The 26,230-nt window shown below is 72.8% G+C and carries 24 protein-coding genes; 7 read left to right on the top strand and 17 right to left on the bottom strand.

Annotated elements, in window-relative coordinates; translation table 11 throughout:
• Positions 1-5: 5 nt before the first annotated feature.
• Together AB0H71_RS22815 and tpiA are read left to right on the top strand one after the other, a co-directional pair.
• Positions 6-1,241: a phosphoglycerate kinase gene (locus AB0H71_RS22815; RefSeq protein ID WP_357024279.1), complete on the top strand. Its 1,236-nt coding sequence runs from the start codon at positions 6-8 to the stop codon at positions 1,239-1,241.
• 1 nt (position 1,242) lies between these two features.
• Positions 1,243-2,028, top strand: a complete 786-nt coding sequence (tpiA, locus tag AB0H71_RS22810) for a triose-phosphate isomerase (RefSeq protein WP_357024277.1) — start codon at positions 1,243-1,245, stop codon at positions 2,026-2,028.
• A 54-nt stretch (positions 2,029-2,082) separates the two neighbouring features.
• On the opposite strand, the gene AB0H71_RS22805 is transcribed toward tpiA, so the two are convergent.
• Positions 2,083-2,865 carry an META domain-containing protein gene (locus AB0H71_RS22805; protein WP_357024274.1) on the bottom strand — a complete coding sequence of 261 codons (783 nt, stop codon included), beginning with the start codon at positions 2,863-2,865 and terminating at the stop codon, positions 2,083-2,085.
• A 188-nt stretch (positions 2,866-3,053) separates the two neighbouring features.
• Here AB0H71_RS22805 and AB0H71_RS22800 point away from each other — a divergent pair, with 188 nt between their 5' ends.
• Both AB0H71_RS22800 and secG read left to right on the top strand, forming a co-directional pair.
• Positions 3,054-4,652 carry an MFS transporter gene (locus tag AB0H71_RS22800; protein WP_357024271.1) on the top strand — a complete coding sequence of 533 codons (1,599 nt, stop codon included), beginning with the start codon at positions 3,054-3,056 and terminating at the stop codon, positions 4,650-4,652.
• 42 nt (positions 4,653-4,694) lie between these two features.
• Complete coding sequence (secG, locus tag AB0H71_RS22795; protein ID WP_067657074.1) at positions 4,695-4,928, top strand: preprotein translocase subunit SecG; 234 nt, start codon at positions 4,695-4,697, stop codon at positions 4,926-4,928.
• 9 nt (positions 4,929-4,937) lie between these two features.
• Here secG and AB0H71_RS22790 read toward each other — a convergent pair whose 3' ends face one another.
• The gene (locus AB0H71_RS22790) at positions 4,938-5,774 is read right to left on the bottom strand and encodes an SDR family NAD(P)-dependent oxidoreductase (RefSeq protein ID WP_357024268.1); all 837 of its coding nucleotides are present in this window, start codon (positions 5,772-5,774) and stop codon (positions 4,938-4,940) included.
• A gap of 55 nt (positions 5,775-5,829) precedes the next feature.
• Between AB0H71_RS22790 and AB0H71_RS22785 the strand changes: the two genes are divergently transcribed.
• A complete protein-coding gene (locus tag AB0H71_RS22785; protein ID WP_357024266.1) occupies positions 5,830-6,786 on the top strand; it encodes an alpha/beta hydrolase in 957 nt (318 codons plus the stop codon).
• On the opposite strand, the gene AB0H71_RS22780 is transcribed toward AB0H71_RS22785, so the two are convergent.
• From AB0H71_RS22780 to tkt, 7 genes are all read right to left on the bottom strand, one after another.
• The gene (locus tag AB0H71_RS22780) at positions 6,783-7,265 is read right to left on the bottom strand and encodes a hypothetical protein (protein ID WP_357024263.1); all 483 of its coding nucleotides are present in this window, start codon (positions 7,263-7,265) and stop codon (positions 6,783-6,785) included. The two genes, AB0H71_RS22785 and AB0H71_RS22780, sit on opposite strands and share 4 nt — an antisense overlap.
• 86 nt (positions 7,266-7,351) lie before the next feature.
• A complete protein-coding gene (locus tag AB0H71_RS22775) occupies positions 7,352-9,373 on the bottom strand; it encodes a thiamine pyrophosphate-dependent enzyme (protein ID WP_357024551.1) in 2,022 nt (673 codons plus the stop codon).
• Between the two features lie 274 nt (positions 9,374-9,647).
• Positions 9,648-10,376, bottom strand: coding sequence for a 6-phosphogluconolactonase (gene pgl, locus AB0H71_RS22770; RefSeq protein ID WP_357024260.1), 729 nt, complete (start codon positions 10,374-10,376; stop codon positions 9,648-9,650).
• Complete coding sequence (opcA, locus tag AB0H71_RS22765; protein ID WP_357024548.1) at positions 10,366-11,277, bottom strand: glucose-6-phosphate dehydrogenase assembly protein OpcA; 912 nt, start codon at positions 11,275-11,277, stop codon at positions 10,366-10,368. The genes pgl and opcA overlap by 11 nt, the downstream gene beginning before the upstream one ends.
• The gene (gene zwf / locus AB0H71_RS22760; RefSeq protein WP_357024257.1) at positions 11,274-12,830 is read right to left on the bottom strand and encodes a glucose-6-phosphate dehydrogenase; all 1,557 of its coding nucleotides are present in this window, start codon (positions 12,828-12,830) and stop codon (positions 11,274-11,276) included. Before zwf ends, opcA begins: the two co-directional genes overlap by 4 nt.
• 4 nt (positions 12,831-12,834) lie before the next feature.
• Positions 12,835-13,971: a transaldolase gene (gene tal / locus AB0H71_RS22755; protein ID WP_357024254.1), complete on the bottom strand. Its 1,137-nt coding sequence runs from the start codon at positions 13,969-13,971 to the stop codon at positions 12,835-12,837.
• Between the two features lie 6 nt (positions 13,972-13,977).
• Positions 13,978-16,119 carry a transketolase gene (gene tkt / locus AB0H71_RS22750; RefSeq protein WP_357024251.1) on the bottom strand — a complete coding sequence of 714 codons (2,142 nt, stop codon included), beginning with the start codon at positions 16,117-16,119 and terminating at the stop codon, positions 13,978-13,980.
• Positions 16,120-16,379: 260 nt separating this feature from the next.
• On the opposite strand from tkt, the gene AB0H71_RS22745 reads away from it, so the two are divergent.
• Positions 16,380-17,267 (top strand): heme o synthase, encoded by an 888-nt coding sequence (locus tag AB0H71_RS22745; RefSeq protein WP_357024546.1) that lies wholly within the window; start codon positions 16,380-16,382, stop codon positions 17,265-17,267.
• On the opposite strand, the gene AB0H71_RS22740 is transcribed toward AB0H71_RS22745, so the two are convergent.
• On the bottom strand, positions 17,264-18,229 hold the full coding sequence (locus AB0H71_RS22740) for a quinone oxidoreductase (protein WP_357024249.1): 966 nt from the start codon (positions 18,227-18,229) through the stop codon (positions 17,264-17,266). The genes AB0H71_RS22745 and AB0H71_RS22740 overlap by 4 nt on opposite strands.
• A 62-nt stretch (positions 18,230-18,291) precedes the next feature.
• On the opposite strand from AB0H71_RS22740, the gene AB0H71_RS22735 reads away from it, so the two are divergent.
• Positions 18,292-18,642, top strand: coding sequence for a hypothetical protein (locus tag AB0H71_RS22735; protein ID WP_357024246.1), 351 nt, complete (start codon positions 18,292-18,294; stop codon positions 18,640-18,642).
• Between the two features lie 17 nt (positions 18,643-18,659).
• Here the strand turns inward: AB0H71_RS22735 and AB0H71_RS22730 are convergent, their stop codons facing one another.
• The 7 genes from AB0H71_RS22730 to AB0H71_RS22700 all read right to left on the bottom strand — a co-directional run bounded on the left by AB0H71_RS22730 (position 18,660) and on the right by AB0H71_RS22700 (position 25,989).
• A complete protein-coding gene (locus tag AB0H71_RS22730) occupies positions 18,660-19,541 on the bottom strand; it encodes a universal stress protein (RefSeq protein ID WP_357024244.1) in 882 nt (293 codons plus the stop codon).
• 310 nt (positions 19,542-19,851) lie between these two features.
• Entirely contained in the window at positions 19,852-20,820 is a 969-nt protein-coding gene (locus AB0H71_RS22725; RefSeq protein WP_357024241.1) for a heme A synthase, read from the bottom strand.
• A gap of 41 nt (positions 20,821-20,861) precedes the next feature.
• On the bottom strand, positions 20,862-21,647 hold the full coding sequence (locus AB0H71_RS22720) for an ABC transporter permease (protein WP_357024238.1): 786 nt from the start codon (positions 21,645-21,647) through the stop codon (positions 20,862-20,864).
• Positions 21,644-22,576, bottom strand: coding sequence for an ABC transporter ATP-binding protein (locus AB0H71_RS22715; protein ID WP_357024235.1), 933 nt, complete (start codon positions 22,574-22,576; stop codon positions 21,644-21,646). Before AB0H71_RS22715 ends, AB0H71_RS22720 begins: the two co-directional genes overlap by 4 nt.
• The gene (gene mptB, locus AB0H71_RS22710; protein WP_357024231.1) at positions 22,573-24,249 is read right to left on the bottom strand and encodes a polyprenol phosphomannose-dependent alpha 1,6 mannosyltransferase MptB; all 1,677 of its coding nucleotides are present in this window, start codon (positions 24,247-24,249) and stop codon (positions 22,573-22,575) included. Before mptB ends, AB0H71_RS22715 begins: the two co-directional genes overlap by 4 nt.
• 59 nt (positions 24,250-24,308) lie before the next feature.
• Entirely contained in the window at positions 24,309-25,523 is a 1,215-nt protein-coding gene (locus tag AB0H71_RS22705; RefSeq protein WP_357024543.1) for a DUF6596 domain-containing protein, read from the bottom strand.
• A 43-nt stretch (positions 25,524-25,566) separates the two neighbouring features.
• A complete protein-coding gene (locus AB0H71_RS22700) occupies positions 25,567-25,989 on the bottom strand; it encodes a YciI family protein (RefSeq protein WP_357024228.1) in 423 nt (140 codons plus the stop codon).
• Positions 25,990-26,230: the final 241 nt, after the last annotated feature.

Raw genomic sequence — 26,230 nt, 5'->3', positions numbered from 1 at the left:
CCCGCATGGCTGTCAGGACACTGCGGGATCTCCTCGCCGACGGCGTCGAGGGCAGGGGCGTGCTGGTGCGCTCCGACCTCAACGTCCCGCTCGGCGAGGACGGGCAGATCACCGATCCCGGCCGGATCATCGCGTCGGTGCCGACCCTGAAGGCGCTGGTCGAGGCCGGCGCCAAGGTGGTCGTCACCGCGCACCTGGGCCGGCCCAAGGGCGAGCCCGACCCGAAGCTCTCGCTGGCGCCGGTCGCCGCGAAGCTCGCCGAGGAGCTGGGCCGCAATGTCCAGCTCGCCGGTGACGTGGTGGGCCAGGACGCGCTGGCCCGCTCCGAGGGGCTCACCGACGGCGACGTGCTGCTGCTGGAGAACATCCGCTTCGACAAGCGGGAGACCAGCAAGGACGCCGCCGAGCGCGGCAGGCTGGCCGCCGCGCTGGTCGAGCTGGTCGGCGAGGACGGCGCGTTCGTCTCCGACGGCTTCGGCGTCGTGCACCGCGAGCAGGCGTCGGTCTACGACGTGGCGAAGCTGCTGCCGCACTACGCGGGCACGCTGGTGGCCGCCGAGGTCGAGGTGCTGCGCAAGCTCACCGGCGAGGACTCCGCGGACGGCGCCGACCGCCCGTACGCGGTGGTGCTCGGCGGCTCCAAGGTCTCGGACAAGCTGGCCGTGATCGAGGCGCTCGCCCCCCGGGTCGACACCCTGGTCATCGGCGGCGGCATGTGCTTCACCTTCCTCGCCGCGCAGGGTTTCCCGGTCGGCTCCTCGCTGCTGCAGCAGGAGATGATCGAGACCTGCAAGGAGCTGCTGGACCGGTACGCCGACGTGATCCACCTGCCGCGCGACATCGTGGTGGCGGATCGCTTCGCGGCCGACGCCGAGACCAAGGTCGTTCCGGCGGAGCAGATCCCGGACGGCTGGAGCGGCCTCGACATCGGCCCCGAGTCGGCGCGGCGCTTCGCGGCGCTGCTCACCGAGGCGCGGACGATCTTCTGGAACGGCCCGATGGGCGTGTTCGAGTTCGAGGCGTTCGAGGCGGGCACCCGCGGCGTCGCCGAGGCGATCCGCACCGCCACCGGCAAGGGCGCCTTCACCGTCGTCGGCGGTGGCGACTCGGCCGCGGCCGTGCGCGCGCTCGGGCTGCCCGAGGACGGCTTCTCGCACATCTCCACCGGTGGCGGGGCCTCGCTGGAGTACCTGGAGGGCAAGGAACTTCCCGGTATCGCCGTCCTCGACGGGGAGGCGTGACATGGCGCGCAAACCGCTGATCGCGGGCAACTGGAAGCTGAACCTCAACCACCTCGAGGCCATCACCCTGGTGCAGAAGATCGCCTTCGCGCTCCCGGAGAAGTACTTCGACCGGGTGGACGTGGCGGTCATCCCGCCCTTCACCGACCTGCGCAGCGTGCAGAACCTGGTCGAGGGCGACAAGCTGCTCCTCACCTACGGGGCCCAGGACGTGTCGACGCACGACTCCGGCGCCTACACCGGGGAGATCAGCGGCGGCATGCTCGCCAAGCTGGGGTGCAGCTACGCGGTGGTCGGGCACTCGGAGCGGCGGCAGTACCACAGCGAGGACGACGCCACCGTGCTCGCCAAGGCCAAGCAGGCGCTGAAGCACGGGATCACCCCGATCGTGTGCATCGGCGAGGGGCTCGGCGTGCGCGAGGCGCAGACCCACGTCGAGTACAACCTGGAGCAGCTGCGGGGCTCGCTGCGGGGGCTCACGGCCGAGGAGATCGCGCGGGTGGTGATCGCCTACGAGCCGGTGTGGGCCATCGGCACCGGCAAGGTCGCCACCCCGGCCGACGCGCAGGAGGTGTGCGGCGCCATCCGCAAGGAGCTGCACACCCTGGCCTCGCCGGAGGTCGCCGGGCAGGTGCGCATCCTGTACGGCGGCTCGGTGAACGCCAAGAACGTCGGCGAGCTGGTCGCGCAGCCCGATGTCGACGGTGCGCTGGTCGGCGGGGCGTCGCTCAAGGGCGACGAGTTCGCGCAGCTCTCCGCGATCGCCGCGGGCGGCCCGCTGCTCTGAGCTGGTCGCGCGGCCCGGTTCGCCTCGGCGAGCCGGGCCGTCGCGCGTTCCGGGTCAGGTGGCGCGCAGGGTGAGCCCGCTGCCGTTGTCGTTGCGCAGCGTGAGCAGGTCGGCGTCGACGGTGAGGGTGGCGTGGCCGTCCAGGGCGCGCAGCACCGACTGCTCGATCTCCATCACCGCCGGCGGGCAGAGCATCCTGGTGGTCGCCACCCGGAAGGTGGCCGCGCCGTCGCCCACCTCCGCGGTGCCGGTGAGCTGATTGCAGCCCGCCGAGCCGGTGACCGCGCCGTCCCGGTCGATCCGCAGGGACGGGGCGGCCTGGTCGATGGCCTCGGAGCGGATCCTGGCCTCCGGGGTGAGCAGCTCGGTCACCGTCCAGGTGGTGTCGCGCACCGGCCGGTCCGGCTGGGCGATCTTCTTGTCCAGCAGCTCGACGGTCTGGCCCTCGGCGCGCAGGGTGAGCGTGCCGTCGGTGAGCTGCCAGGTCGGGGTGGCATTGAGCAGCCGGGCCACCCACTGGTCGGCGTCGGCGCGGTCGCCGGGGCAGCCCATGAGCGTGCCCGCGAGTTCGCCCACCCGCAGCACGTCGCCGTCGAAGCTCACCGGGCCGGTGGTGGTGTTGCACCCGGCATTCGCCGACACCCGGCCGTCGGCGAAGCGCAGCGTCAGCGGGCCGCCGCCGGGGATCGGGGTGCCGTCGACGGACGTGGACAGGAACGTACGGCCCATCGGGGTGTCGCCGGGGGCGGGGGAGTCGGAGTCACCGTCGTCGACACAGGCGACGGCACACAGGGCGAACAGCACAACCGCGCCGAAACGCAGCAAGTTGGCCGGCATGCGCCGATTGTCGCACAGGGTTTGTTTGCCACGCCTTCGGCGCGGCGGGGTTCGCGCCCTTCGGGGGCTCGCGGTCCGGTGGCCGCGACTTGCGCCTGCGGCGCGTGCGTCGCGGCCACCGGACCGCGAGCCGGGCGCGAACCCGTGGTGGGCGGGTTCGGAGTGGTCGCGCTGGATATTGTCGTTCGGTGAGTACTGCTGATGCCACCGCTCCGGTGTCCACCTGGGCGCCCCTGCGCTCACCGCTGTATCGGGCGCTGTGGATCGCGCAGCTGGTGTCGAATCTGGGCACCTGGATGCAGACGGTGGGCGCGCAGTGGTCGCTGGTGTCCGAGCCGAACGCGGCGACGCTGGTCTCGCTGGTGCAGACGGCGATCACGCTGCCGGTGATGCTGCTCTCCATCCCCTCCGGCGTCCTGGCCGACCTGCTCGACCGGCGCAACCTGCTGCTGGCGGCGCAGTCGGCGATGGCGCTGCTCGCCGCGGTGCTCGCCGTCGCCACGGCGACCGGCCACACCAGCCCGGGCGTGCTGCTCACCCTGCTCTTCCTGCTCGGCTGCGGCCAGGCCATGACGGCGCCGGCCTGGCAGGCCATCCAGCCGGAGCTGGTGCCGCGCGAGCAGATTCCCTCGGCGGCGGCGCTGGGCAGCATGAGCGTGAACATCGGCCGCGCGGTCGGCCCCGCGGTGGCGGGCGTGCTGGTGGCCGCCTCCGGCCCGACGCTGGTGTTCGCGCTGAACGCCGCCTCCTTCGTCGGCATCGTCGCGGTGCTCTTCCTGTGGCGCCGCCCGCGCACCGACCGGCAGCTGCCCACCGAGCGCCCGCTGGCCGCGCTGCAGGCGGGCACCCGCTTCATCCGCGCCGCCCCCGCCATCCGGCGGGTGCTCATGCGCTCGCTGCTCTTCGTCGCCCCGGCCAGCGCGCTCTGGGCGCTGCTCCCGGTGGTCGCGGCGGATCAGCTCGGGCTCTCCTCCTCCGGCTACGGCCTGATGCTCGGCGCGCTCGGGCTCGGCGCGGTCGCCGGGGCGGTCGGGCTCGGCAGGCTGCGGCGCCGGCTCGACCCCACCGCCCGGCTCGCGGTCGCCGCCGTCCTGTTCGGCGTCGCCACGCTGGGGGTGGCGGTGCTCCCGGTGCTCTGGCCGGTGCTGGTGCTGCTGGTCTTCGGTGGCCTGGCCTGGCTGCTCGCCATGTCCACGCTGAACGCGACCATGCAGCTGCTGCTCCCGGCCTGGGTGCGGGCCCGCGGGCTCGCCGTGTACATGCTGGTGTTCATGGGCGGGCAGGCCGTCGGCTCGCTGGTGTGGGGGCTGGTCGCGAACGCGTACGGCGTCGTCGCCACGCTGATCGCGGTGGCCGCGCTGCTCGGGCTGTGCGCCGTGAGCACGCTCTGGCTCCCCATCCGGCACGACCCCGAGGCGCTCGACCTCACCCCGGCCGCCTTCTGGCCGGAGCCGCAGCTGGTGGTCGAGCCGGACCCCGCGGACGGCCCGGTGCTGGTGCTGAGCAGCTACGACGTCGACCCCGGCGACCGCGACGGCTTCCTCGCCGCCATGGCCTTCGTCGGCCGCTCCCGGCAGCGCACCGGCGCCATGGAGTGGCGGCTCTACCGCGATGTCGGCGTGCTCGACCGCTACGTGGAGGCGTTCGTGGTGCGCTCCTGGGCCGAGCACATGCACCAGCACCAGGTGCGGCTGACCGCGCAGGACCGACTGCGCGAACAGGAGGTACGGCGCTTCGCCACCGGCGGCGAACAGATCACCCACCTGGTCGCGGTCGAGCCACGCTGACCCGGTGCGGAGCATGCCGCGCGCTCCCATAGACTGACGGGCATGCGGATGTTCCTGGATATCCTCCTGATCGTCACCAGCGTGCTGCTGGTGCTGCTGGTGCTGCTGCACCGCGCCAAGGGTGGAGGCCTGTCCAGCCTGTTCGGCGGCGGTATGCAGTCGAGCCTCTCCGGCTCGACCGTCGCCGAGAAGAACCTCGACCGCATCACCATCTTCACCGGCATCATCTGGCTCATCGCCATTCTCGGCATCGGCCTGGAGATCAAGTTCTCCTGACCCGCGCGCTCACCCGGTGCGCGGCACCCGCCCGTCCACGTCGGTGAAGCCGTAGCGCTCGGCCAGATCGGCCACCCGCCACGCCTTTCCGGTGAGTTCGGCGCGCGCCGGGTCCTCGGCCAGCGCGGCGACGGCGCGGCCCGCGAACCGCGGCGTCTCCGCCTCCGCCAGGTCGACCGTCGCCTCGCCCGGCAGCGTCACCAGCCGCCGGCCCGAGCCGTCGGCCGGAACCAGCTGCAGCAGTTCGGTGTCGACGATGCCGGGCCACAGCGACACCACCGTCACCCCCGACCCCGCGAGGTCGTGCGCCAGATCCGCGGTGAGCCGGTCCACCGCGGTCTTGCCGACCCCGTAGACGGCATTGTGCATGTACCGGATCGAGCCGGGCGAGGAGATCTGCGCGATCAACCCGCCCGCGGCGCGCAGCAGGTCGGCGGCGTAATAGGCGGCCGCGTAGTGCGAGCGCACCCCGACGTCGAAGGTCTCGTCCCAGGCCGCGGGCGGCACCTCCCAGAACGGCCTGCCCAGGTGCCTGGCCGCGGCGGGGGAGTTGTAGACATTGTTGACCAGCACGTCGAGCCTGCCGTGCGTGCCGCGCACCCGCTCGAAGAGCGCGGCCACCGCCGCGTCGTCGCGGTGATCGCAGACCACCGGCACCCCGCTGCCGCCCAGCGCCCCGACCTCGGCCGCGGTCTCCTCCAGCGTCCCCGGCAGGCGCCCTTTCCCGCCGCCGCGGCCGGTCAGGTAGACGGTCGCGCCCGCCGCCCCCAGCTCCAGGGCCACGCCCTTGCCGATGCCCCGGCTCGCGCCGGTCACCACTGCGATCACCTCGGGTGTTCCGCTCATGGTTGCAGCACACTACCGTCGAATGAGAACACGTTCTAGTAGAGGGGAGTGGGCCGTGGCGCTCACCCGACGGGAGTTCACGACCGGCGAGGTCACCATGCGGGTCACCGAGGCGGGCTCCGGCCCGCCGGTGATCTTCTGCCACGGCTTCCCGCACACCGGCTACATCTGGCACCGGCAGCTGACCGCGCTGGCGGCGGCCGGGTACCACGCGCTCGCGCCCGACCTGCGCGGCGCGGGCGGCACCGCCTGCCCGCCGGCCGGCTGCGCGAACCGCGAGGTGATCGGCGACCTGCTGGCGCTGCTCGACGACATCGGTGCCGAGCGCGCGGTCTTCGCCGGGCTGGATTTCGGCGCCGCGCTGGTCTGGGAGCTGGCCTGGCGGGCGCCGGAGCGGATCAGCGGGCTGATCGTGCTGAACAATGTCTTCCAGCCCCGGCCGCCGAAGCCGCCGAGCGAGCTCTGGGCCGCGGCCGCCCGCAAGCACTTCCTGCACCTGGAGTACTTCCAGCGCGAAGGCCCCGCCGACGCCGAGCTGAACAGCGCCCCCCGCGACTTCCTGGCCCGGGTGTACTACGCGCTCAGCGCCGACTACCACTACTTCGACACCTGGCGCTTCCCGCCGGAGAACACCGGCTACCTGGACGTGCTGCCGGCGGCGCCGCCGCTGCCGTGGCGCTGGCTCTCGACCGGGGAGCTCGACACCCTCGCGGCCGAGTTCACCCGCACCGGCTTCACCGGCGGGCTCGGCTGGTACCGCGCGCTGGACCGGAACTGGGAGCTCACCGCGGAGTTCGCCGGGCAGCCGATCACCGTGCCCACGTACTTCCTCTACGGGGACAAGGACCCGGATATCGAGGGGTTCAGCGGGCGCGACCCGTTCGGCACCATGCGCAAGCACGTGCCGGGGCTGCGCCGGACGGACGAGATCGCCGGGGCCGGGCACCTGGTGCAGCTGGAGCGCACCGCCGAGGTGAACGCGCTGCTGCTGCGCTACCTGGCCGAGCTCTAGCGGTACTCGTCGGCGAGCGCGGCGTACGGCTCCCAGCGCGGGAGCTCGCGCTCCTCCAGGTGCGCGCAGAGCCGGTCGAGCAGGAACTGCCAGCGCGGGCCGAGCTCGCGCGCCTCCTCGTGGCCCACGTGCCTGCGGCTCAGCTCGACGGTGGTGACCACGCCGACGTGCCGCAGCCGCACCTCCAGCGCGGAGCCGTCGAGCAGCACGGTCAGCGTGTGCGGCGCCTCGCGGTGCTCGACCGACACCGCGATCGGGCCCGCCACCGGGCCGTCGAACGGGGTCAGGTAGCCATCCTCGACGGTGCCGAGCCAGCTCGCCACCCGCGGCGGCTCGGTGATGGCCGCCCACACGGCGAGCACCGGCTGCGCGAACGAGCGCTGGTAGTGCAGCTCCACCAGATCGCGCGCGGGGACGCCGTGCTCGGGCCGGACCTCGCCGAGTACCGAGTTCGCGGTGTCTGCCGGTGCGGTTGCCATGGTCGATCCCTTCGGTGGACGGGTGCTGGAGTTCCCCCAACTGTATTGCCGGAGGGTCGCCACCGAATCGCATTCGGCGGTGTCGATCACAGCAGGTCGCGGGCCGCGCGCTCGATGGTGGCCTCGTCGAGCAGGACGTGCGCGGCGGCCGGGCCGAGCGGGACGAAGCTGTCCGCGCTGGTGACCCGGGCCATGCGGCCGGTGAAGCCGCCGTCGAGCAGCGCGGTGAGCACCGACTCGGAGACGCCGCCGCTGCGCCTGGTCTCGTCGGCGACCAGGACCCGGCCGGTGGCGCGGGCGGCGCGCAGCAGGTCGGCCACGGGGAGCGGGGTGAGCCAGCGAAGATCGAGCACCCGGGCGCCGATGCCGTCGGCGGCGAGCCGGCGCGCCACCCGCAGGCACATCGGGACGGTATTGGCGAAGCAGACCAGGGTGAGGTCGGCTCCGGTGCCGTACTCGCGGGCACCGCCGATCGGCACGTGCGCGGAATCCGGTGCGGCGAGCCAGCCCTCGTCGCCGGGTTCGTGCAGGTCGCGGGTGTGGTAGAGCGCGATGGGCTCGAGGAGGACGCAGACCCGGCCGTCCACCCTGGCCGCCGCGAGGCAGGTGCGCAGCAGCGCGGCGGCATCGTCGGCGCGGGCGGGGGAGGCGAGCACCAGCCCGGGGATATCGCGCAGGGCGGCAACGGCATTGTCATTGTGGAAGTGGCCGCCGAACCCCTTCTGGTAGCCGTAGCCGGCGACGCGCACCACGGTGCCGTTGCGGTAGCGGCCCCGGGAGAAGAACGGCAGCGTGGCGGCCTCGCCGCGCAGCTGGTCGGCGGCATTGTGCAGGTACGCCAGGTACTGGATCTCCGGGACCGGGAGGAAGCCCGCCAGTGCCGCGCCGAGCGCGGTGCCGAGGATGCTCTGCTCGTCCAGCAGGGTGTCGAATACGCGGCGCGGGCCGAAGCGGGTGCGCAGGTTCTTGGTGACGCCGTAGACGCCGCCCTTGCGGGCCACGTCCTCGCCGAACACCAGGACGGCGGGGTCGGCGGCGAGTGCCTCGGCGAGGGTGTGGTTGATCGCCGCCGCGAGGGTCAGGGGGGTTTCGTGCGCTGTGGCCGTGCGTTCGGCCTCCGCGCGGACGGCGTCCGGGTGAGCCGGGGCTAGCGGGGCGACGACCTCGGCCGCCGAGCCCAGCTGTACCTCGGTGAGCACGTCCGTTGCCGCCATCGTGACGGCGCCGTGCACGCGGTCGTGCAGGGCCAGGACGTCGACGCCGCGGCTGGCGAGGAGGCGGGCGGTGGCGAGGAGCGGGTCGCGGGCGGCGTCGGCGGTGATCTGGGCGGGGGAGCGGTAGCCGGACTCGACGTCGGAACCCGCGTGGCCGAGCAGCCGGACCGTGCGCAGCCGGAGGAACGCGGGTTTGCGGTGCTCGCGCACCCAGTCGGTGGCGGTGCTCGCGGTGGCGAGGGTGTCCTCGAGGTCGGTGCCGTCCGCCTCGAACCAGCGCAGGCCGGGGCGGGTGGCGTAGGCGGTGCGGATCCAGCCGGGCGGGGTGGGGACGCTGAGGCCGATGCCGTTGTCCTCGCAGACGAAGAGGATCGGCATCGAGATGTTCTGGTGGGCGGTGTGGATGGCGGTATTGATGGCGCCGGTGGCGGTGGACTGGTTGGCGGAGGCGTCGCCGAAGGTGCACAGGACCAGCGCGTCGGCGGGCCACTCCGGGTGCGCGCCGGGGCGATTGAGGGCGAAGGCGAGGCCGACGGCTCTCGGGAGGTGCGAGGCGATGGTCGAGGTCTGCGGGATGATCGCGGCCTCGGCGCGGCCGAAGACCTTGTGCCTGCCGCCCGCGATCGGCTCGGATTTCGCCGCGACCACGCCGAGCAGGACGTCCCGGATGGGGTCCAGGTCCGGCACCTTGCGGCAGCGGTGCACGTAGAACGCGCCCGAACGGTAGTGCAGGAGCGCGGGGTCCGTCGTCCGCGTCGCCTCCGCCAGCGCCGCGTTGCCCTCGTGCCCCGCCGAGCCGATGCTGTAGAACCCCCGCTTCTCCGCCCCCAGCCGCCGCGCCGCGAAGTCGAGGTGCCTGCTCGTCAGCTGCGATTCGAACAGTGCCGTCAGCACGTCGCCTACGTCGGGGCCGCCGGCGGCCGCCTCGACTTGTCGCGGTAGCGACGGATCACCGGGTCGGCGCGCGGCCGCCGCCGGGCGCCGGTGCGCGCCCGCCGTCGCGTGGGCTGAAGCGGCGCCGGTGGACAGGGCCGCGGTGCCACCCACAGGCGTCGGCTCGTCGGCGGGGGCGTCCCCCGCCAGCGGGTGTGGGTGCGCAGCACCCACTTCACCCACCACCCCCGCGAGGTCGTCGCGGAGCTGGGCGGCGAGGGTGGGCACCGGAACCTCAGCCGATTTTCGCGGCCGCGTCCCGGTCGAGGAGCCAGAGCGTGGATTCGGCGCCGAGCGCGCCCGCGGCGGGGATCTCGTCCGGCTCGGCACCGGCGAGTGCGGCGGCTACGGCGTCGGCCTTGGCCGCCCCGCCGACCACGAGCACCACGTTCCTGGCGCGGCGGATGCCGGGCAGGGTGAGGGTGACCCGGACCGGCGGCGGCTTGGGCGACGCCGTCACCGCGACCACCAGATCGTGCTGCTCGCGCACCGCGTCGGTGTGCGGGAAGAGCGAGTTGATGTGCCCCTCCCCGCCCATGCCGAGCAGGTGCAGGTCGAAGGCGCCGTGCTCGGCCAGGTGCGCGTGCACCGCGGCCGCGTACTCGGCGGCCGCCTCGACCGGGTCCGGGTACTCGCCGTCCGAGGTCGCCACCGGGTGCACCCGGGCGCGCTCCACCGGCACGTGGTCCAGCAGCGCCTCGCGCGCCTGCAGCTCGTTGCGCTCCGGATCACCGGCGGGCACGAACCGCTCGTCCCCCCAGAACACGTCGAGCTTCGCCCAGTCGATCTCGCCCGGCGCCTCGCGGACCAGCTTCAGCAGTCCGATCCCGGTGCCGCCGCCGGTGAGCACCACCGACGCCGACCCGCGTTCGCGCTGCGCCGCCACCACGATCCGCACGAAGTGGTCGGCGGCCGCCGCGACCAGCGCGTCGGCGTCGAGCTCGACCTGGACGCTATCCGTCATAGCTCACCCTCTCGATTCCGGCCAGCGCCTCGGCGTAGATCTCGTCCGGGTCCAGCCTGCGCAGCTCCTCGGCCAGGCAGTCCCTGGTCTCCCGGCGGGCCAGCGCGATCCGCTGCTCCGGGTCGCCGGTGCGGGAGAGCGTGGCGGTGACCCCGGTCTGCGGCCGCGCGATGGTGATCGACGCGGTCGGCCGGTGCAGCTCCACCCGCAGGTCGCCGGTGCGGCGCCGCACCGGGCAGCCCAGCTTGGCGGCGAGCCAGCCGGCCAGCATGTCCAGCGCGGGCTCCTCGCGCAGCCCGGAGACCACCACCGAGTCCACCGGCTCGTGCGGCGGCTCGTCCAGCTCGGCGGCGAGCAGCGCGCGCCAGTAGGTGATCCGGCTCCAGGCCAGGTCGGTGTCGCCGCTGGCGTAGGAGGCGCGCCGCCGCTTGATCGCCTCGAGCGGGTCGGGGGCGAAGGTGGCGTCGGTGATCCGCCGGGCGGCCAGCCGCCCGACCGAGTCCTTGGACGGGAACTCCGGCGCGCCGCGCGGCCACCAGGCCACCACCGGGGTGTCCGGCAGCAGGAACGGGATCACCACGCTGCTCTCGTGGTTCACCAGGTCGCCCTGCAGCCGCAGCACGATCACCTCGGCGGCGCCGGCGTCGCCGCCGACCCGGATCTGGGCGTCCAGCTTGGTCGGCGCCTCGCGGTCGCCGCGGGCAAGCACCACGACCCGGCAGGGGTGTTCCCGGCTGGCGTCGTTGGCGGCGTCGATGGCGTCCTCGGCCTCGGAGCTGTCGAGCGTGCAGACCACCAGGGTCAGCACCCGGCCCTGGGTGATGACGCCATTGGACTCGCGCAGCTTCACCAGCCGCTTGGTCACGTCGCCGGTCGTCGTCTCCGGCATGTCGATGATCACGGTCGCCGCCATTCCCGGCCGGTGCGGGCCAGCATCTCGTCCGCCGACTCCGGGCCCCAGGTGCCGGACTCGTAGGGTTGCGGCCTGCCCTCGGCCGCCCAGTGCTCGATCACCGGATCGAGGATCCGCCAGGAGAGCTCGACCTCCGCGTTCACCGGGAAGAGCGACGGCTCGCCGAGCAGCACATCCAGGATGAGCCGCTCGTAGGCCTCCGGCGAGGACTCGGTGAAGGCGGAGCCGTAGCTGAAGTCCATGTTCACGTCGCGCACCTCCATGCTGGAGCCCGGCACCTTGGAGCCGAACCGCATGGTGATCCCCTCGTCCGGCTGCACCCGGATGACCAGCGCGTTCTGCCCGAGCTCCTCGGTCATGGTCTGGTCGAAGGGCAGGTGCGGGGCGCGCTTGAAGATCACCGCGATCTCGGTGACCCGGCGCCCGAGCCGCTTGCCGGTGCGCAGGTAGAAGGGGACGCCCGCCCAGCGGCGGGTATCCACCTCCAGCGTGATGGCGGCGTAGGTCTCGGTGCGCGACTCGGGGTCGAAGCCCTCCTCGTCGAGCAGCCCGACCACGTGCTCGCCGCCCTGCCAGCCCTCGGCGTACTGGCCGCGCGCGGTGGTCGCGTCCAGCGGCTCGACCAGCTTGGTCGCCGAGAGCACCTTGATCTTCTCGGTCTGCAGCTGCCGCGGCTGGAAGCTGATCGGCTCCTCCATGGCGGTGAGCGCGAGCAGCTGCAGCAGGTGGTTCTGGATGACGTCGCGGGCCGCGCCGATGCCGTCGTAGTACCCGGCCCGGCCGCCCAGCCCGATGTCCTCGGCCATGGTGATCTGGACGTGGTCGACGTAGTTGGCGTTCCAGATCGGGTCGAAGAGCTGGTTGGCGAAGCGCAGCGCCAGCAGGTTCTGCACCGTCTCCTTGCCCAGGTAGTGGTCGATCCGGAAAACCGTCTCCTCCGGGAAGACCCGGTTCACCAGGGCGTTCAGCTCGACGGCGCTCTCCAGGTCGTGGCCGAAGGGCTTCTCGATCACCACCCGGCGCCAGGGCCTGCGCCCCTCGGCGTCGGTCTGCTGCGGCTGCGCCAGGTCGTGCGCGGAGAGCTTGTCCAGCACCACCGGGAACATGTTCGGCGGGATGGAGAGGTAGAAGGCGTGGTTGCCGCCGGTGCCGCGATCCTTGTCCAGCGTGGCCAGGGTATCGGCGAGCTGGGCGAAGGCCGCGTCCTCCTCGAAGGTGCCCTGCACGAACCGGATGCCCTCGGCCAGATGGTCCCAGACCTCCTGGCGGAACGGGGTGCGGGCGTGCGCCTTCACCGCCTCCAGCACCACCTGGGCGAAATCCTCGTCGGCGTAGTCGCGCCGGGCGAACCCGACCAGGGCGAAACCGGGGGGAAGCAGCCCCCGGTTCGCCAGGTCGTAGATGGCCGGCATCAGCTTCTTCCGGGAGAGATCCCCGGTCACGCCGAAGATCACCATGCTGCACGGCCCGGCGATCCGGGGTACGCGCTTGTCCCGCTCGTCACGCAGCGGGTTCGTCCACTCGTGCACTGTGCCGGCCATCGGGTCAGCGGTCTCCGTGCTCCGCCGCGCCGAGCTCGGCGGCGGTCGCGGAGAGCAGCTCCTCCCACGACTTCTCGAACTTGTCCACGCCCTCGCGCTCCAGCACCGCGAAGACGTCGTCCAGGTCGACGCCGGCGGCGGCGAGCTGCTCGAAGACCTCGGCCGCCTGCGCCGCCGTGCCGGTCACCGTGTCACCGCGGATCTCGCCGTGGTCCGCGACCGCCTGCAGGGTGGCCTCGGGCAGCGTGTTCACGGTATTCGGCGCCACCAGCTCGGTGACGTAGAGGGTGTCCGGGTAGTCCTTGTTCTTCACGCCGGTGGAGGCCCAGAGCGGGCGCTGCCGGTTCGCGCCCGCCGAGGCCAGCTGGTCGTAGGTGGAGCCGTGGCTGCCGCCGTTGAAGACCGACTCGTACTCGGCGTAGGCCAGCCGCGCGTTCGCGAGGGCGGCCTTGCCGCGCAGCGCCAGCGCCTCGTCGGTGCCGATCGCCTCCAGCCGCTTGTCGATCTCGGAGTCCACCCGCGACACGAAGAACGAGGCCACCGAGTGGATCTTCGCCAGGTCGTGCCCGGCGGTGCGGGCCCGGCGCAGCCCGTCCAGGTACGCGCCCATGACGGCCCGGTACCGCTGCACCGAGAAGATCAGCGTCACATTGACGCTGATGCCCTCGCCGATCACCGCGGTGATGGCGGGCAGCCCCGCCTCGGTGGCCGGGATCTTGATGAACAGGTTGGGCCGGTCCACGATCTTCCACAGCTCGACGGCCTGCGCGGCGGTCTTGTCCGCGTCGAAGGCGAGCCGCGGGTCGACCTCGATGGAGACCCGGCCGTCCACCCCGCCGGACTGCTCGAAGACCGGGGCGAAGACGTCGCACGCGGCGCGCACGTCGTCGGTGGTGATGGTGCGGATGGCGGCGTCCGCGTCGGCGCGCTGCTCGGTGAGCTCGCGCACCTGGTCGTTGTAGGCGTCGCCCTTGCTCAGCGCCTGCTGGAAGATGGTCGGGTTGGTGGTGACCCCGACCACGCCGCGGGTCGCGATCAGCTCGGCCAGGTTGCCGGAGCGGATGCGGTCCCGCGAGAGGTCGTCGAGCCAGACCGAGACACCCGCCTCGCTCAGCGCGGTGAGATTCTGGTTCTGTGCCATGAGCGCTTATCCCTTCACGTTCTCGAGCGTGCGTCGTGCGGCGTCGACGACGGCTTCGGGGGTGAAACCGAATTCGCGGAACAGGGTCTTGTAGTCGGCGGAGGCGCCGAAGTGCTCGATCGACACGATCTCGCCCGCGTCACCGGCGAACCGGTGCCACGGCATCGCGATCCCGGCCTCGACGACCACCCTGGCGGTGGCGCCGGGGGGCAGCACCTCGTCACGGTAGGCCTTGTCCTGCGCGTCGAACCACTCCACACACGGCATCGAGACCACCCGGGTCGCGATGCCCTGCTCCTCCAGCGTAGTGCGGGCGGCGACGGCGAGCTGGAGCTCGGAGCCGGTGGCGATCAGGATCACCTGCGGGGTGCCGCCCGACGCCTCGGCCAGGATGTACCCGCCCTTGCTCACGCCCTCGTAGCTGGTGCCCTCGAGCACCGGCAGGTCCTGCCTGGTCAGCGCCAGCGCGGCGGGGCCGCCGAGCCCGGCCCGCTCGTGCGAGACGAACGGCGAGTTGTGCTTGCCGCTGTGCTTCTCCAGCACCGAGCGCCAGGCGAAGGCGGTCTCGTTGGCGTCGCCGGGGCGCACCACGTTCAGCCCGGGGATGGCGCGCAGCACCGCGAGGTGCTCGATCGGCTGGTGCGTCGGGCCGTCCTCGCCGAGGCCGATGGAGTCGTGTGTCCACACGTAGGTGGTGGGCGCCCGCATGATGGCGGCCAGCCGCACCGCCGGGCGCATGTAGTCGCTGAACACCAGGAAGGTGCCGCCGTACGGGCGGGTCGGGCCGTGCAGCACGATGCCGTTCAGGATCGCGCCCATGGCGTGCTCGCGGACGCCGAAGTGCAGCGTGCGGCCGTACGGGTCGGCCTTCCACATCCCGGTGCTGATCTCCTCGGGGCCGAAGCTGGCCGAGTCCGGGATGGTGGTGTTGTTGGATTCCGCCAGGTCGGCCGAGCCGCCCCAGAGCTCGGGCAGCACCGGGCCGAGCGCGGCCAGCACCTTGGCCGAGGCCTTGCGGGTGGCGAGCCCCTTGGCGTCCGGCTCCCAGGTCGGCAGCCCGTCGGCCCAGCCGTCCGGCAGCTCGCCGTTGAAGAGCCGGTCGAAGAGCTTCTTGCCCTCGGGCGAGCGCTGCGCCCACGCGTCGAACTCGATGGTCCAGTCGGCGTGCGCCCTGGCGCCGCGCTCGGCGGCCTTGCGGGTGTGCGCGATGACCTCGGGGGCCACCTCGAAGGTCTGCTCCGGGTCGAAGCCGAGCGCGCGCTTGGTGGCGGCCACCTCGTCGGCGCCGAGCGCGGCGCCGTGCGAGGAGCCGGTGTTCATCTTGTTCGGCGCGGGGAAGCCGATGATGGTGCGCAGCACGATGATCGAGGGGCGCGCGGTCTCGGCCTTCGCCGCCGCCAGCGCCGCCTCGATGGCGACGACGTCCTCGCCGCCGTTCACCTCCTGCACGTGCCAGCCGTACGCCTCGTAGCGCTTGGCGACGTCCTCGGTGAAGGCGATGGTGGTGTCGTCCTCGATGGAGATCTTGTTGTCGTCGTAGATCAGCGTCAGGTTGCCGAGCTGCTGGGTGCCGGCGAGCGACGACGCCTCCGCGGTGACGCCCTCCTCCATGTCGCCGTCCGAGGCGATCACGTAGATGTGGTGGTCGAACGGGCTCTCGCCCGGCGCGGCGTCCGGGTCGAGGAGGCCGCGCTCGCGGCGGGCGGCCATGGCCATGCCGACGGCGGAGGCCAGCCCCTGGCCCAGCGGGCCGGTGGTGATCTCGACGCCCTTGGTGTGCCGGTACTCCGGGTGGCCGGGGGTCAGCGAGCCCCACTTGCGCAGGTTCTTCAGGTCCTCCAGCTCCAGGCCGAACCCGGCCAGGTAGAGCTGGATGTAGAGGGTCAGGCTGGAGTGCCCGCAGGACAGCACGAAGCGGTCGCGCCCCACCCACTCCGGGTCGGACGGGTCGTGCCGCAGGGTGCGCTGGAAGAGGGTGTACGCGAGCGGCGCCAGGCTCATGGCGGTGCCCGGGTGGCCGTTGCCCGCGTTCTGTACCGCGTCGGCGGCGAGGACGCGGACGGTGTCGACGGCCTTGGTGTCCAGGTCCGTCCAGTCGTCCGGGTGGTTCGGCTGAGTGAGCGCGCGGATGTCGTCTGTGACTGACACGACGGAGGTTCTCCTGTAATGGTTTCGTCGACGGCGGGGTGTGCAGCCCACCCTAGAGGTGCCCGGGGCCACCGCCCCCGTTAGCCCTGGGGTGTCGGGGGTCTACCATCCTCTGTAGTAGTAGCCGACCGGAGGCGATGCACAGCGTGCGAGGAGAAACAGTGCCGATCGATCCACGACAGGACGACCTTGGTGCGCACGGCTCCTCCGGCACCACGCTGGTCGACCGCTTCTCCGGGACCGGCTTCCCCTCGCGCGCGATGCGCCGGGTGCTCGCCTACATCGCGCTGACCAAGCCGCGGGTGATCGAGCTGCTGCTGGTCGCGACCATCCCGACCATGCTGCTCGCCGACCGCGGCACCGTCGACATCCGGCTCATCCTGGTCACGCTCTTCGGCGGCTGGATGGGGGCGGCCAGCGCCAACACGCTGAACTGCGTGGCCGACGCCGATATCGACAAGGTCATGAAGCGCACCGCCAAGCGCCCGCTGGCCAGGGACGCGGTGCCGACCAGGAACGCCTTCGTCTTCGGCGTGCTGCTCGGCATCGGCTCCTTCGCCTGGCTCTGGTGGCAGGCCAACCTGCTCAGCGGCGCGCTGGTGGTGGCGACGATCCTGTTCTACGTCTTCGTCTACACCCTCGGGCTCAAGCGCCGCACCGCGCAGAACGTGGTCTGGGGCGGCGCGGCCGGGTGCATGCCCGCGCTGGTCGGCTGGTCCGCGGTGACCGGCGGCATCGGCTGGCCCGCGCTCGCGCTCTTCGCCGTGATCTTCTTCTGGACGCCGCCGCACACCTGGGCGCTGGCCATGCGGTACAAGGAGGACTACCGCGCGGCCGGGGTGCCGATGCTGCCGGTGGTCGCCACCGAGCGGGTCGTCACCAAGCAGATCGTGATCTACACCTGGCTCACCGTGCTCGCCACGCTGGCGCTGGTCCCGGCCACCGGCGTGATCTACGCGGCGGTGGCGCTGGTGGCCGGGGCCTGGTTCCTGCTCATGGCGCACCAGCTCTACGCCGGGGTGCGGCGCGGCGAGTCGGTCAAGCCGCTGCGGCTCTTCCTGCAGTCGAACAACTACCTCGCTGTGGTCTTCTGCGGGCTCGCGGTGGACTCGGTGCTCGGCTGGGACACCATCGGCAGCCTCTTCTAGGGCGTCAGCACGATCGAGCCGGTGGTCTTCCGGCCCTCCAGATCGCGGTGCGCGCGCTCGGCCTCGGCCAGCGGGTAGGTCGCGCCGACCCGCACGGCGAGCGAGCCGTCGGCGATGGCCTCCAGGACGTCGCCCGCGCGCCAGAGCAGCTCGGAGCGGTCGCGGGTGTAGTGCGCCAGCGTCGGGCGGGTGACGAAGAGCGAGCCCGCCGGGTTCAGCCGCTGCAGGTCGAACGGGGGGACCGGGCCGCTCGCGGCGCCGAAGAGCGCCAGCGTGCCGCGGATCCGCAGCGCGGCCAGGCTCGCCTCGAAGGTGTCTGCGCCGACGCCGTCGTAGACCGCGGCCACGCCCTCGCCGCCGGTCAGCCCGCGGACCTGCTCGGCCAGGTCGGGGGCGTAGCGCAGTACCTCGGTGGCGCCCGCCTCGCGGGACAGCGCCTCCTTGGCGTCGGTGGACACGGTGCTGATCACCCGGACGCCCCTGGCCACCGCGAGCTGGGTCAGGATCAGCCCGACGCCGCCCGCACCGGCGTGCACCAGCACGGTCTCGCCGACCTTCGGCTCGTAGACCGAGGTCAGCAGGTAGTGCGCGGTCATGCCCTGGAGCAGCGCGGAGGCGGCCACCGCGGGCTCCACCCCGGCCGGGACGCCGATCGCCTTCGCCGCCGGAACCCGGGCCAGCTCGGCGTAGCTGCCCGGCGCGTCGGCCCAGGCCACGGTGTCGCCCTCGGCGAACTCGGTGACGTCGTCGCCCACCGCGACGACCTCGCCGGTGCCCTCGGCGCCGGGCACGTACGGCAGCGTCACGGGGTAGCGGCCGGTGCGGATGTAGGTATCGATGAAGTTGACCCCGATCGCCGCGGTCCGCACCAGCAGCTCGCCGGGGCCCGGCTCCGGATCGGGAAGGTCGACGTGACGCAGGACTTCGGGACCGCCGTTCTCGACTACCTGGATGGCACGCATGTGTTCCAGTTCTACACCCGCGCGCGGTTGGCACCGGGCTACCCGCGGGTAAGATCCCCGATATGAGTGCGCAAGCGACCGAGGCGCCGGCGAAGCTGCCGGACGGGATCGTCAAGTCGGTAAGGGCGTTCGTCGCCGAGCACGGGGGTTCGGCCACCGCGGTGCTGCAATCGCTGGGGACCGAGGGCGTCCGGGTGACGCTGGTCGGCGGCGACGGGGTGCTCGGCGACCGGGTCGTCGGCAGCCACGCCGCCGCCGCGGCCCTGGTCGAGCGGGTCGAGGGGCTCACCGCCGCCGAGGAGTGGGACCGCGAGCTGAGCTCCGCGGCCACCCCGCGGCGGGGGCACTACGCCAAGATGGCTGGCTGGGTCGCCAAGCAGACCAGGTTCCCCAAGGCGCGCAACGAGCGCTGAGCCCGGCTCGGAGCGGGTCAGGCGGGGAGCCGGCACAGCACCACCGGGCAGGGGGCGTGGTGCAGCAGGTTCTGGCTGGTGGAGCCGATCATGGTGCGCACGAGGCGATTCCGGCCGTGCGTCCCGGCCACGACCAGGCTCGCCGACTCCGCGGCGGCGAGCAGGGCGGAGGCGGCGGGGGATTTCCGGACCACCCGGGTGACGGTGACGTCGGGGTACTTCTCCGGCCAGCCGGCCAGGCGCTCGCCGAGCAGCTCCGCCTCGCGCTCGGCGAGCGCCTGCTCGTCGTCCGGGGCGGCGGACCAGCGCAGCAGGTCGGGGTCGTTCCAGGCGTGCAGCGCGACCAGGTCGGTGCCGAGCAGCGAGGCGAGGTCGAAGGCGTGTTCCAGCGCGACGTCCCCGCAGGGGCTGCCGTCCACCCCGGCCAGCACCGGCCCGCGGCCGGGGAGCGGGGCCTCCGGGTCGCCGCGCCAGACCGCGACCGGGCACAGCGCCTTGTCCGCCACCCGCAGCGCGGTCGAGCCGAGCAGCAGCGTGCGCAGCGGGCTCGCGCCGCCCGCCGCGACCACCAGCAGCCGCGCGGATTCCGCGGCGACCAGCAGCTCGGCCGCCGGGTCGCCGTCCAGGACGAGCTGGGTCGGCTCCACGCCGGGCCGGTCCGCCTGGACCACGGCGGCCGCCTGCCGCACCGCGCGCCGCCCCTCGGCGCGGAGCAGGTCGCGGAGGTCGGCGTCGGCCCAGCGCGGTGCCACGATCCTGGTGTCCGGCACCGCGATCACGCTCACCAGGATGAGCGGCGCCCCGCGCCGCGCGGCCAGTGCCGCGGCCCAGCGGGCCGCCGCGAGCGCCGGTGCGGTGCCGTCGATCCCGACGACGATCGACTGCTGGGCCGTTGGCATGGTTGTCCTCCCCGGGGACGTCCGAACTAATCGCTCCACCTTGGCAGCGCGGGGTCCCGGCGTCATCGGGCCGAGGGACCCCGAAGCAGGGCCGAAAGTCCCTGGTGCGCCCGGGGGTTGCCCGGCATCGGGCGCAATGGATGCCGCGCAGGTCGCGGCGGTGCGTTCCCGGGCGCCCGCCGGTCGCCGGGGCTTGCCGGGTACCGAGAGAACGCGCGCTCGCGTCGCTGCCTATATCACCCGGCGCAAGCGCCGTTCGACTGATTTCTGCCCGAACCGAGACCCCGGGCTCGGCCTGCTCGACGGACGGTCAGGCGGCGGCGGGCGCGGGGTGTTCGGCCGGGACCCGCTCGCGGCGGTGCAGCGCGGCCCAGAGCGCGGCGGTGGCGGCGGTGCAGGCGGCGGCGCCGCCGACGTGCACGGCGACCAGCGCCGCGGGCACATCGGTGAAGTACTGCACCAGCCCGACCAGCGCCTGCGCGCAGACCAGCCCGATCAGCACGAAGAGCCGGGTCCGCACCGCGCGGGTGATGCCGACCGCGAACAGCCCGAAGCCGAGCCCGACCAGCAGCGCCAGGTACGCCACGAGCAGCTGCGCGTGCAGGTGCACCAGCGTCACGATCTCCACCTGCAACCGCTGCACCGGCCGCTCGATGCTCTTGTCACCCGCGTGCGGCCCGGCCCCGGTCACCAGCGTGCCCGCGACCAGTACCCCGGCCAGCGCGACCCCGCTCAGGATGGTGAGCAGCCGCAGCGGCTTCGGCGCCTGCGCCACCCGCACCCCGTCGTCCGGCTCGCCGATCTCGGCGTACAGCACCACCGCGAGCCACACCATCACCATGGAGACCAGCAGGTGCACCGCCACGGTCCACCAGAGCAGCCCGGTGAGCACGGTGATACCGCCGATGACCGCCTGCAGCACCGTGCCGCCCGGCATGAGCCAGGCGTAGACCAGCACCGAGCGCCTGCGCCGCGCCCGGATCACGGCGAGCACCACCAGCGCGGCGCAGAGCGTCACCGCGAAGGTGAGCAGCCGATTGCCGAACTCCACCGCCTGGTGCACCACCGGCACCTCGGAGACGCCGACCGGGGTGAAGCTGCCGGGGAAGCACTGCGGCCAGGTCGGGCAGCCGAGCCCGGAGGCGGTGACCCGGACGACCGCGCCGGTCGCCGAGATCCCGGCCTGGGTGAGGATCACCGCGAACGCGATCAGCCGCTGCGCGCGCAGCGAGGGGAGCGGAAGCCGGTCGACGATTCGCAGGAAGGCGCGGTACACCACGCGACGATGGTAGCGCGCGTACTACACCGCGTCGTTGAGGGCTACTGGAACCGGAACCAGCGCACCGCGGCCACCCCGCCCGCGAGCCCCCACACCGCGAGCACCAGCAGCCCGAACACGTCCACCGCGCCGCGCATGCTCTCCTCCAGCGCCACCGCGAGCGCGCCGGACGGCACCAGCCGGACCAGGGTGTGCACGGCGTCCGGCACCGAGCCCGCGGCGAAGTGCACGCTGGCGATGCCCAGCATCACGAACCAGAGGATATTGGCCAGCGCCAGCACGATCTCGGCGCGCAGCGTGCCGCCGAGCAGCAGCCCGAGCGCGGCGAAGGTGACGGTGCCGAGCGCGATCACCGCGGCGCCGAGCAGCAGCCCGAGCGGCTCCGGCCGCCAGCCCAGCGCCAGCCCGATCGCGCCGAGCAGCAGCGCCTGCACGATCACCACGAGCACCACCGCGCCGCTCTTGCCCGCGATGATGCCCCAGCGCGGCAGCGCCGTCGCGCCGAGCCGCTTGAGCGCGCCGTAGCGCCGGTCGAAGCCGACCGCGATGGCCTGCCCGGTGAAGGCGGTGGACATCACCGCCACCATCATCACCGCGGGCACGATGGTGTCCACGCGCTCGCTGCCCAGGTCGCCGAAGGGCAGCAGGGTGAGCCCGACCAGCAGGGTGATCGGGATGAACATGGTGAGCAGCAGCTGCTCGCCGTTGCGCAGCAGCAGCACCAGCTCCAGCCGGGTCTGCGCGGCGAGCATGGCGGCCCGGCTCGCCGGGTGCGGGTCGGGGGCGAAGGTGCCCGGCGCGAACCGGTTCTCCGGGTCGGTGGTCATCCGCGCAGCTCCCGTCCGGTGAGTTCGAGGAAGACGTCCTCGAGGCGGCGCTGGTCGATCCGGATATCGGTGGCGAGCACGTTCTGCCTGGCGCACCAGGCGGTCACGGTGGCCAGCACCTGCGGGTCGATCTCGCCCTCGATCAGGTAGGCGCCCGGCGCGGTCTCGCGCGGCGCGAACCCCTCCGGCAGCGCCCTGGCCAGCAGCTCCAGGTCGAGCTTCGGCGGCGCGGCGAAGCGCAGCTGCCCGGCGGCGCCGTGCGCGGTGACCTCGGCGGGGGTGCCCTGCGCGACGATCCGGCCGTGGTCGATGATGACCAGCCGGTCGGCCAGCTCCTCGGCCTCGTCCATGAGGTGCGTGGTGAGCACGACGGTCACGCCGTCCCGGCGCAGCGCCGCGACCAGCTCCCAGACGATCAGCCTGGCCTGGGCATCCAGCCCGGCGGTCGGCTCGTCCAGGAAGACGATCTCCGGCCGCCCGACCAGCGCGCAGGCCAGCGCCAGCCGCTGCTGCTGCCCGCCGGAGAGCCTGCGGTAGGGGGTGCGCTGGTGGTCGCGCAGGCCGAGCGTGTCGAGCAGCCACTGCGGGTCGAGCGGGTTCGCGGAGTACGCCGCGACCAGCTCCAGCATCTCGCCCGCCCGCGAGCCCGGGTAGGCGCCGCCGCCCTGCAGCATGACGCCGATCCGCGGGCGCAGCGCCTCGGAGTCGGCGATCGGGTCCAGCCCGAGCACCCGCACGCTGCCGGCGTCCGGGCGCAGGAAGCCCTCGCACATCTCCACCGTGCTGGTCTTGCCCGCGCCGTTCGGCCCGAGCAGCGCCAGCACCTCCGCGCGCCGCACGTCGAAGGTCAGTTCGTCGACCGCGACGGTCTCGCCGTAGCGCTTGACGACGCCGTCGACGCGGAGCGCGAGATCGGGGGCAGCGGTCACGATGACACACCGTAGGCACTCGCCGGCTGTGACGGAGCCGACACCCCCGGCTGACGCCAGGGCAGCCGGTTCCTGGTGAGCACCACGAACAGCACCACCACGATCACCCCGGCCACGGCCGCGCCCACGATCTGGAACACCTCGAACTCCGCACCGCGCGGCATGGCGATCACGCTCACGATCGCCGGGACCACCACCGCCGGGCCGCGGAAGGCGGGCCTGGTGGCCCAGGCCGCCAGCGGCACGATGGCCCAGAGCAGGTACCAGGGCTGCACCACCGGGAAGAGCAGCACGATGGCGCCGAGCGCGACGCCCAGCGCCCCGACCGGGTGCAGCCGCCCGGTATTGGTCGCCACCAGCATGCGCAGCGCGATGAAGGCGGCGCCGAGCGCGGCGATCGGCCGGGTGATGCTGAGCAGCGCGGTGGTGTGGTCGCCGAGCCCGAGCAGCACCCCGCCGAAGCCGGTGATCACGCCGAGCGCGGTCGGCAGCGACATCCAGCTGCGCACCGCGCTCGCCGTGTTCAGCGTGTAGAGCCAGCCGAAGCCGAGCCCGCTGGCTGTGCTGATCGCGACGGTCGTCACCCCCGCCACCAGCGCCAGGAACAGCGCCGCCTTGAGAATCGACCACGGCCCCGCGCCCCAGCGCCTGGCCAGCGCCATGCCGACGAAGCCGAGCGCGATGATCGAGGTGAACTTGACGGTGGAGGAGAGCGTGATCGTCACCGCGCCGCCGATCAGCAGCGCGTAGGTGCGGGCGTCGAAGACCGGCGAGTCCTCGATGGCGCGCAGGCAGAACTCCAGCCCGGCCAGCATCAGCCCGAGCATGAGCGCGTCGTTGTGCACCCCGCCCACCAGGTGGAAGAGGACCAGCGGGTTGCAGGCGCCGAGCCAGAGCGCGCTCACCGGCGCCACCCCGCAGCGCACCGAGAGCCGCGGCAGCGCCCACACGATGAGCGCCACCCCCGCCAGCGCCAGCGCGCGGTGCGCCCACACCCCGGCGATGATGTTCTCCCCGGTCAGCTCGGCGATCCCGCGGCCGACCCAGAGGAAGAGCGGGCCGTACGGCGCGGGGGTGTCGCGCCAGATGGTCGGCACATTGTTGGTGAGCACATTGTCGATGCCGAGCCCGGCGACCGGCCCCTCCGAGTACGGATCGATCCCGCGCCCGGCGATCTCGCTCTGCGCCAGGTAGGAGTAGACGTCGTTGCTGAACAGCGGGGGCGCCACGCTCAGCGGGAGGATCCAGAGCAGCAGCGTGCGGTCGAGCTGCGAGCGGGAGAGCCGGTGTATCGGGGAGCCGCCGAGGCTGCCGATGGCGAAGCGGCCGAGCAGCAGCCAGGCGAGGACCACGATGGCGGAGCCGACCATGCACATGGCCAGCGAACCGGTGTGCGCGCGGGCGAAGATGCCGAGTACCCGGAGGCCGGAGACGGGGTTCTGGTGAACCGGCTGGGCGCCGATGCCAAGGGCGGCGATCGCCATGAGGACGGTGCCGGTGGCGCCGAGGAGGCGGATGCGGTCGAGCTGGCGCAGCTCGTCGCGGTCGAGGCCGGGGACTTCCTTTTCGTCGGTGTGCAGCACCGCGATGGTGTGGTCGGCGGGCACGTCGAGCCCGAGGGCGCGACGTCCGAATGCCACGAATCGACGCCGTGCGCCTGTTAGTACCGCCACGGGCTGTCAGCGTAGTCAAAAGATGATTTTCTAACGGCTTCGCCTTCGCGTCGGGTCGGCTACACGGCGGCCGCGCGGCGAAGGAGGACCTCTCGTTCGCGGGCATTGCCGGTCAGTGCGGCGGCCGCCTCCAGGGCGGCTCGTGCCTCGTCCACGCGGCCGAGCTGGGCGAGGAGTTCGCCGCGGGTGGCGGGGAGGAGGTGGTAGCGGTCGAGTCTGCCGCCGGAGTCGAGTGCGTCCAGGATGCGGAGCGCGGCTTCGGGGCCGGTGGCCATGGCTACGGCGGCGGCGCGGTTGAGTTCCACGACCGGGTTGGGGGCTGTGCGGCCGAGGGCTTCGTAGAGCAGGACTATGCGCTCCCAGTCGGTGTCGGTGACCGAGGGGGCTACGGCGTGGCACTCGGCGATCGCCGCCTGGAGGGCGTACTTGCCGCGGCCGCGGCGGAGGGCGTCGCCCCTGGCCAGTGCCGCGCGGCCGCGGGTGATGCTGCCGCGGTCCCAGCGGGCGCGGTCCTGGTCGGCCAGGAGGACGGGGTCGCCGTCGCGGTCGAGGCGGGCGGGGAAGCGGGCGGCGGTCAGTTCCATCAGCGCTACCAAGCCGTGTGCCTCCGGCTCGGCCGGGACCAGTTCGGCCAGGACCCGGGCCAGGCGGAGTGCCTCGCGGCTCAGCTCGGGGCGCATCCAGTCGATGCCGCGGCTCGCCGCGTAGCCCTCGTTGAACATGAGGTACAGCACGGCGAGGACGCCGGTCAGCCGGGTGCCGAACTCGCTGCGCGGGGGGAGTTCGAAGGGGACATTCGCCGCGGCCAGGGTCTTCTTGGCACGCACGATGCGCTGCTGCACCGCGGGGGTGGAGATCAGGCAGGCGCGGGCGATCTCCTCGCCGGTGAGCCCGCCGACCACGCGCAACGTCAACGCCACCTGCGCCTGCCTGGCCAGCACCGGGTGGCAGGAGATGAAGATCAGGCCGAGCACGTCGTCGTCGATCCGATCCGGATCCCACGGCGGGCCGGTCCAGTGCTCCTCGTCGGGGCCGCCCTCGCGCAGGTCGGCGCCGAGCACGGTGACCCGCTCGTCGTGCCGCTCGGCGCGGCGCAGCACATCGATCGCCCTGCGCCTGGCGACGGTGGTGAGCCAGGCGCCGGGGTTCTCCGGCACGCCGCGCTCCGGCCACTGCGCGAGCGCGTCGGCGAGCGCCTCCTGGGCGGCGTCCTCGGCTATGCCGAAATCGCCGAGCGAGCGGGTCAGGGCCGCCACGATGCGCGCGGATTCCATCCGCCACACCGCGGCGACCCGGCCCTGAACCGTCCCGGTCACCTCAGGAGTTCTTCGCCTCGGCCTCGGCCCGCCAGACCTTCTCCTTCTGGATCCACTCGTTGTCGGCCGGGAAGTCCTCGACCCCGGTGATCCGGCGCACCTCCAGCTTGTTGCCCTTGCCGAGCGGCGCCTTGCGCGCCCACTCCGCGGCCTCCTCGGCGGAGGCGACATCGAGGATCCAGAAGCCGTTGAACAGCTCCTTGGTCTCGCCGTACGGGCCGTCGGTGACGAGCGGCTCCTCGTCGGTGAACTCGACGACGAAGCCCTCGGCGGCGTCGGTCAGGCCGTCGCCGCCCGCCAGCACCCCGGCCTTGATCATGGCCTCGTTGTAGGCGCCCATCTCGGCGATGACCTGCTCGAAGTCCACCTCGGCGGCGGCGGCGAGCGCCTCGTCGGTGGTCCGCATGATCAGCATGTACTTCATGGTTCTGCCTCTCTGTCTCCGGTCGCGTCTCGACCCTTTCACCCACTGCGTCGAACGGGAACGGGAGAGATCGACACTCGCCGCGAATATTTTTCGAATGTGGCGTTCGTCGCACCTCGGAGCCGAAAAATCAGGCGATTCGGGCAGTCGACCACTCGAAGGGCAACGTCCCCCGCGGCGGGGATGCGGCAGCTCAGGGCACCCTTATTAGATTTCGGGAAGTAATTCCGCCACACTTGTG

Source organism: Nocardia sp. NPDC050697 (genome assembly GCF_040654395.1).
In the GTDB taxonomy this organism is placed as follows: Bacteria; Actinomycetota; Actinomycetes; order Mycobacteriales; family Mycobacteriaceae; genus Nocardia.
Note: the sequence above shows the minus strand (reverse complement) of the source record. Positions and strands in the feature narration are given on the sequence as shown.